This is a genomic window from Sphingomonas bacterium (assembly GCF_028289855.1).
In the GTDB taxonomy this organism is placed as follows: Bacteria; Pseudomonadota; Alphaproteobacteria; order Sphingomonadales; family Sphingomonadaceae; genus Sphingomonas.
Window position 1 is genome coordinate 1 of the sequence record NZ_JAQGKZ010000015.1, and the last position, 5,143, is coordinate 5,143.

6 protein-coding genes are annotated in these 5,143 nt (G+C 67.0%); 2 read left to right on the plus strand and 4 right to left on the minus strand.

Annotated features, from left to right (window positions below; genetic code table 11):
* The coding region (locus JWM94_RS00930) for a translation initiation factor IF-2 associated domain-containing protein (protein WP_299419913.1) at positions 1 to 1,289 on the minus strand (1,289 nt) is incomplete at its 3' end.
* A complete protein-coding gene (locus JWM94_RS00935) occupies positions 1,286 to 1,990 on the minus strand; it encodes a DUF448 domain-containing protein (protein ID WP_299419915.1) in 705 nt (234 codons plus the stop codon). The genes JWM94_RS00935 and JWM94_RS00930, both read right to left, overlap by 4 nt.
* Before the next feature lie 65 nt (positions 1,991 to 2,055).
* Between JWM94_RS00935 and JWM94_RS00940 the strand changes: the two genes are divergently transcribed.
* Positions 2,056 to 2,364, plus strand: a complete 309-nt coding sequence (locus tag JWM94_RS00940) for a GIY-YIG nuclease family protein (RefSeq protein ID WP_299419919.1) — start codon at positions 2,056 to 2,058, stop codon at positions 2,362 to 2,364.
* Positions 2,365 to 2,425: 61 nt separating this feature from the next.
* Here the strand turns inward: JWM94_RS00940 and nusA are convergent, their stop codons facing one another.
* The gene (gene nusA / locus JWM94_RS00945; protein ID WP_299419923.1) at positions 2,426 to 4,042 is read right to left on the minus strand and encodes a transcription termination factor NusA; all 1,617 of its coding nucleotides are present in this window, start codon (positions 4,040 to 4,042) and stop codon (positions 2,426 to 2,428) included.
* Positions 4,042 to 4,575, minus strand: coding sequence for a ribosome maturation protein RimP (gene rimP, locus JWM94_RS00950; protein WP_299419927.1), 534 nt, complete (start codon positions 4,573 to 4,575; stop codon positions 4,042 to 4,044). Before rimP ends, nusA begins: the two co-directional genes overlap by 1 nt.
* A gap of 178 nt (positions 4,576 to 4,753) precedes the next feature.
* Here rimP and JWM94_RS00955 point away from each other — a divergent pair.
* A partial coding sequence (locus JWM94_RS00955; RefSeq protein WP_299419932.1) for a PQQ-dependent sugar dehydrogenase occupies positions 4,754 to 5,143 on the plus strand: 390 nt, incomplete at its 3' end.

Below are 5,143 nucleotides of genomic sequence, written 5' to 3' on the forward strand. Positions count from 1 at the left end.
TTCAGCGTGACCGGGTACGCGCCGATATGCTGAGTGATGCCGCCGGCTTCGCCCGTGACCACGTCGGTGCCGCGCAGCGCGTCGAGCAAGCTGGTCTTGCCGTGATCGACCTGGCCCATGATCGTGACGACCGGGGGGCGAACCTTGAGCGTCTCGGGCGCATCCGCCTCAACATCGGCCGCCAGATCGATGTCGCTGTCGGACACGCGGACGATGTTGTGGCCGAACTCGGTCACCAGCAATTCGGCGGTGTCCTGGTCGATCGTCTGAGTCAGCGTGACGGGCGAGCCCATCTTGAACAGCGCCTTCACGAGGTCAGCGCCCTTTTCCGCCATGCGGATCGCGGGTTCCTGGACCGTGATCGATTCGGGCACCGCGACGTCGCGGACCTGCTTGGCCTGCGCTTCGCGCGGGCCGCCCATGCGGCGGTGTTCCTTCTCACGCGCCCGCTTTAGCGCGGCGAGCGAGCGCGCACGCGCACCGTCTTCGCCGCCGAGCGCACGGTTGACCGTCAACTTGCCGCCGCGGCGTTCGTCGCCGGTGCGGCCGCGTTGGCCGGGGCGGCTGGGCTGCTGCGAAGGCTCGGCGCCGCGACGCGGCGTTGCCTGGCCGGAGCCCGAGGGAGCCGAGCGCGCGGTCGATTCGGATGACGCGGTTGCGGGAGCAGCGGCAGGAGCCGGCGCTGGCTTGGGCTGCGGCTTGGGAATCTCGGGACGTGCGACGGGCGAGAACCGCCGCGGCGCGGGCATCGACGGGTCGAGCTCGAGCGCGACGATCGGCGCGGGCGCCGGGGCCGGCTCCGGCTCCGGCGCAGGTTCGGCCTTGGCGGCGGGTTCGGGCGTCGGAGCGGGCTCCGGCGCGGGAGCGGGTTGCTCGCCGGCAGCGCGGGCGCGCTCATCGGCGCGGCGCTTTTCCTCGTCGGCGGCGGCGTGGCGCTCGGCATCCTCGCGGCGGCGCGCATCTTCGAGCGCGCCCATGCGCTGCTCTTCGGCTTCGCGCAGCAATTGCGTCTGGCGCTCCTGCGCGGAGAGTTGCGGCGCGGCGGGCGCGCGTGGCGCTTCGGGGGCGCGAGCTTCAACCGGAGCAGGCGCTGGCGTGGCTTCGACGACCGGCGCTTCGGCGGGCGCGGCGTTGGGGCCGAGCACGCGGCGCCGCTTCACCTCGACCACGACGGTGTTCGACCGCCCGTGGCTGAAGCTCTGCTTGACCTTGCCGGTCTCGACCGTGCGTTTCAGCCCCAGCGGCTGGCGCATCCCGAGTTTCGGCTTGTCCTGGTCGGTGTCGCTCACGCAAAATCCTTATCGTCTGCGGCCATGCCCGTGCCGGCGCGAAGCGCCGATGCGCCCTGCGAGGCCGTTTCGCAAGGCTCGGGTGTCAAATCAGGGCCGATAAAATGCCGCCAGCGGTCCAGCGCGTCGCGCACGCGGCCCGCGGCAGCGGGGTCGGTCACGGCGATATGTACCACATTTTCGCGGCCTAGCGCCAAGGACAATATGGTGCGCGGGACGGGAAGCGCCAAGCCCCCCTCGCCGGAGCCCTCGCGGTCGCGTCCCACGCGCCACGCCTGGGCAAGCTTGCCGACGCCGTCGGGGCGCGCGTCGGACGCGTGAAGCAACAGGTGAACCTGCGCCGAGCGCAACGCGGTATCGATCTTCGCGGTGCCGGTCTGGAGCTTGCCGGCCTTCGATTCGAGCCCGAGCCGGTCGAGGAAATCGCGCTGCAGCCGATCGGCGATCATCGCCGACAGGTCGTTCGGAATCGCGATGTCGGCGGTCTTGAACGCGCGGCTCAGCGCGCCCTTGAGCTTGCCCTTGGCGATCGCGGTGTCGAGCGTCGCGCGACCCACCCCGATCCACGCGCCGCGCCCCGGCGCCTTGGCGCGGATGTCGGGCAGTACCTGACCGTCCGGCGCCAGCGCCAGACGGATCAACCCCTCGCGCGATCCATGCTCGCGCGACAGGATGCAGGTGCGCTCAGGAGGCACGGTCATGCGGCGACTTCCAATCCGTCATGCCGGGCTTGTCCCGGCATCCACCGGGCAGCAAATTGCGGCACATGAGAGAACGCCAGCCCCGCGTTTACATCATGGCAAGCGGGTTTAACGGCACGCTCTATATCGGTGTGACGTCCAATCTGATCGGCCGAATCCTGCAGCATCGCGCCGTTACGTTTGGCGGTTTCACCAAACGGCATCGCGTCTATCGCCTTGTCTGGTTCGAGATGGCGGACACGATGGACGCCGCAATCACTGCCGAAAAGCGGATCAAGAAATGGCCGCGCGACTACAAGAAAAACCTGATCGAGCGCGAAAATCCCAGGTGGGATGATCTCGCGGTCGGTCTCGGCCTCGATCCGCTGGACTGATTGCACCGTGGATGCCGGGACGAGCCCGGCATGACGTCGGTAGGTTACCGCAGCAGCGGTCTCATTGGGGGGATTCCGCATTTGCGTCCTCCCCACCAGCCGCCGGCTCGTCTTCGAACCAGTGCGCGCGCGCGGCCATGATGATCTCGTTGCCCTGCTCTTCGGTTAGGCCGTATTCGGCAAGCACCCCGCCCTTGTGCTCGGGGCGCTTGGGCGCGTCCTCGGCGCGGCGGCGCGGTTCCTGGCGCTTCTTTTCGATCAATTCGTCGGTAGCAAGGTCGGCGAGATCGTCGAGCTCCTTGATCCCGGCCTTGCCGAGCGTGACCAGCATCGCCTCGGTCATATATGGCATCGTCGCGAGATCGTCGGACACGCCGAGCGCCTTGCGCTCCTCGCGCGCTGCGGCTTCGCGGCGTTCGAGCGCTTCGGCGGCGCGGCTCTGCAGCTCGGCGGCGAGGTCTTCGTCGAAGCCTTCGATCGTGGCGATTTCCTCGGCCTCGACATAAGCAACCTCTTCGAGGCTGCCGAAGCCTTCGGCGACCAGGAGCTGCGCCAGCGTCTCGTCGACGTCGAGCTCGGTCTGGAACATCTCGGTACGCTCGAGGAATTCCTTCTGGCGCTTCTCGCTTGCGTCCTGTTCGGTCAGGATATCGATCGCCTTGTTGGTCAGCTGCGACGCAAGCCGCACGTTCTGGCCGCGGCGGCCGATGGCGAGGCTGAGCTGATCGTCGGGCACGACCACCTCGATCCGATCCTCTTCCTCGTCGATCACGACGCGGCTGACGCTGGCGGGCTGGAGCGCGTTGACGACGAAGGTCGCCGTGTCTTCGGACCAAGGGATGATGTCGATCTTTTCGCCCTGCATTTCCTGGACGACCGCCTGGACGCGGCTGCCCTTCATGCCGACGCAGGCGCCGACCGGGTCGATGCTGCTATCATGCGAAATCACGCCGATCTTGGCGCGGCTGCCCGGGTCGCGCGCGGCGGCCTTGATCTCGATGATGCCGTCGTAGATTTCGGGCACTTCCTGCGCGAACAGCTTCTTCATGAAGTCGGGGTGCGCGCGGCTGAGGAAAATCTGTGGCCCGCGATTTTCGCGGCGCACGTTGAGGATCAGGCTGCGGATGCGGTCGTTGACGCGCACCACTTCGCGCGGGATCTGCGCGTCGCGGCGGATCACGCCCTCGGCGCGGCCCAGGTCGACGACGACATGGCCGAACTCGACTCGCTTGACCACGCCGGTGATGATCTCCCCCATGCGGTCCTTGAATTCCTCGAACTGGCGCTCGCGCTCGGCGTCGCGGACCTTCTGAAAGATGACCTGCTTGGCGGCCTGCGCGGCGATCCGGCCGAATTCGATCGGGGGCAGCGGGTCGACGATATAGTCGCCGATCGTGGCATCGGCCTGGAGCTTCTGCGCGCCCTTCAGGTCGACCTGCTTGAAGTAATCGTCGACCGCCTCGACCACCTCGACCACGCGCCACAGGCGAAGGTCGCCGGTGGTCGGATCGAGCTTGGCGCGGATATCGTTCTCCGCGCCGTAGCGAGCCTTGGCGGCGCGCTGGATCGCGTCCTCCATCGCCTCGATGACGATGCCCTTATCGATCATCTTCTCGGTTGCGACCGAATTGGCGATCGCGATCAGCTCGGCACGGTTGGCGGTAACGGCGGTGGCCATCAATCCTGTCCTTCTTCTTCGAATTCTTCGTCGGCGCCCTCGGTGGAGAGTGGCGCGGTTGCGGCTAAAAGTCTGTCGGTAATCAGTAATTTGGCGTCGGCGACTTGGTCGAAGCCGATCGTCATCTTTTCATGCTTCTTCACGTCGATCGTGATGCGGTCGCCGTCGACGCCGGCAAGGTCGCCGGTGAGTTGCTTGCGGCCATCGACCGGCGCGGTCAGATGGATGCGCGCCTCGTGCCCGATCCAATCGGCGAAGTCGCCGAGCCGGGTCAGCGGCCGGTCGATCCCGGGCGACGACACTTCAAGACGATAGGCTTCCGCGATCGGATCGACCTCGTCGAGCGTGTCCGAAATCCGCCGCGACAATTCGGCGCAATCGTCGATCGTCAGCTGGCGCGTATCGGGGCGCTCGGCCATCACCTGGAGCGTCAGATCGTCGCCGCCACCGAACATCCGCACGCGCACGAGATCGAAGCCCAGCGCTTGCGCCTCGGGCTCGATCAAGTGCGTCAGTCGGGCGATGTCCGCCATGTGTCGTCCAGATAAGCAGGTTCGGCGCCGGGAAGCTGGAGCCTCCCGACCTCTTCACCTGGCGATGTAGAGATTGTGGCGATGATATAGGCGGGTGGACGCGCGCTGGCAAGCGGGCAACCGTGGCCAGCCGCGAGGCGTTGTGCAAAACTGGACCGCCTTTCGCCGGAGACCACTGATGCGCCACGCCTTTGTGTCGATGTTGCTGATCGCTAGCGCCTGTTCGGCGTCACCGAACGGGAATGGCCAAAGCGTGCCGCGCAATTCGCCGCTCGAAACCGATATCGTCAACGTGCCGGCGACCACCGGACGCGCCAACCTGACGCCGGCAGCGCCGCCGTTCAAGGTGGCGACGATCGGCACGTTCGACGAGCCGTTCGCGATGGCGTTCCTGCGCGACGGCCCATACGACAGCTGGCTGCTGGTTACCGAAAAGAGCGGCAAGCTGAAACTGCGCGACGCTGACGGCTTGGTCGAGGATGTGCCGGGTTTGCCTAAGGTAGCAGCGAGCGGGCAGGGCGACTTGCTCGATGTCGCGATCGCGCCCGATTTCGCGGCTAGCAAGACG

Coding starts and splice junctions, on each gene's coding strand:
- JWM94_RS00935 (WP_299419915.1), bottom strand. CDS start 1,990: ATGACCGTGCCTCCTGAGCGCACCTGCATCCTGTCGCGCGAGCATGGA.
- JWM94_RS00940 (WP_299419919.1), top strand. CDS start 2,056: ATGAGAGAACGCCAGCCCCGCGTTTACATCATGGCAAGCGGGTTTAAC.
- nusA (WP_299419923.1), bottom strand. CDS start 4,042: ATGGCCACCGCCGTTACCGCCAACCGTGCCGAGCTGATCGCGATCGCC.
- rimP (WP_299419927.1), bottom strand. CDS start 4,575: ATGGCGGACATCGCCCGACTGACGCACTTGATCGAGCCCGAGGCGCAA.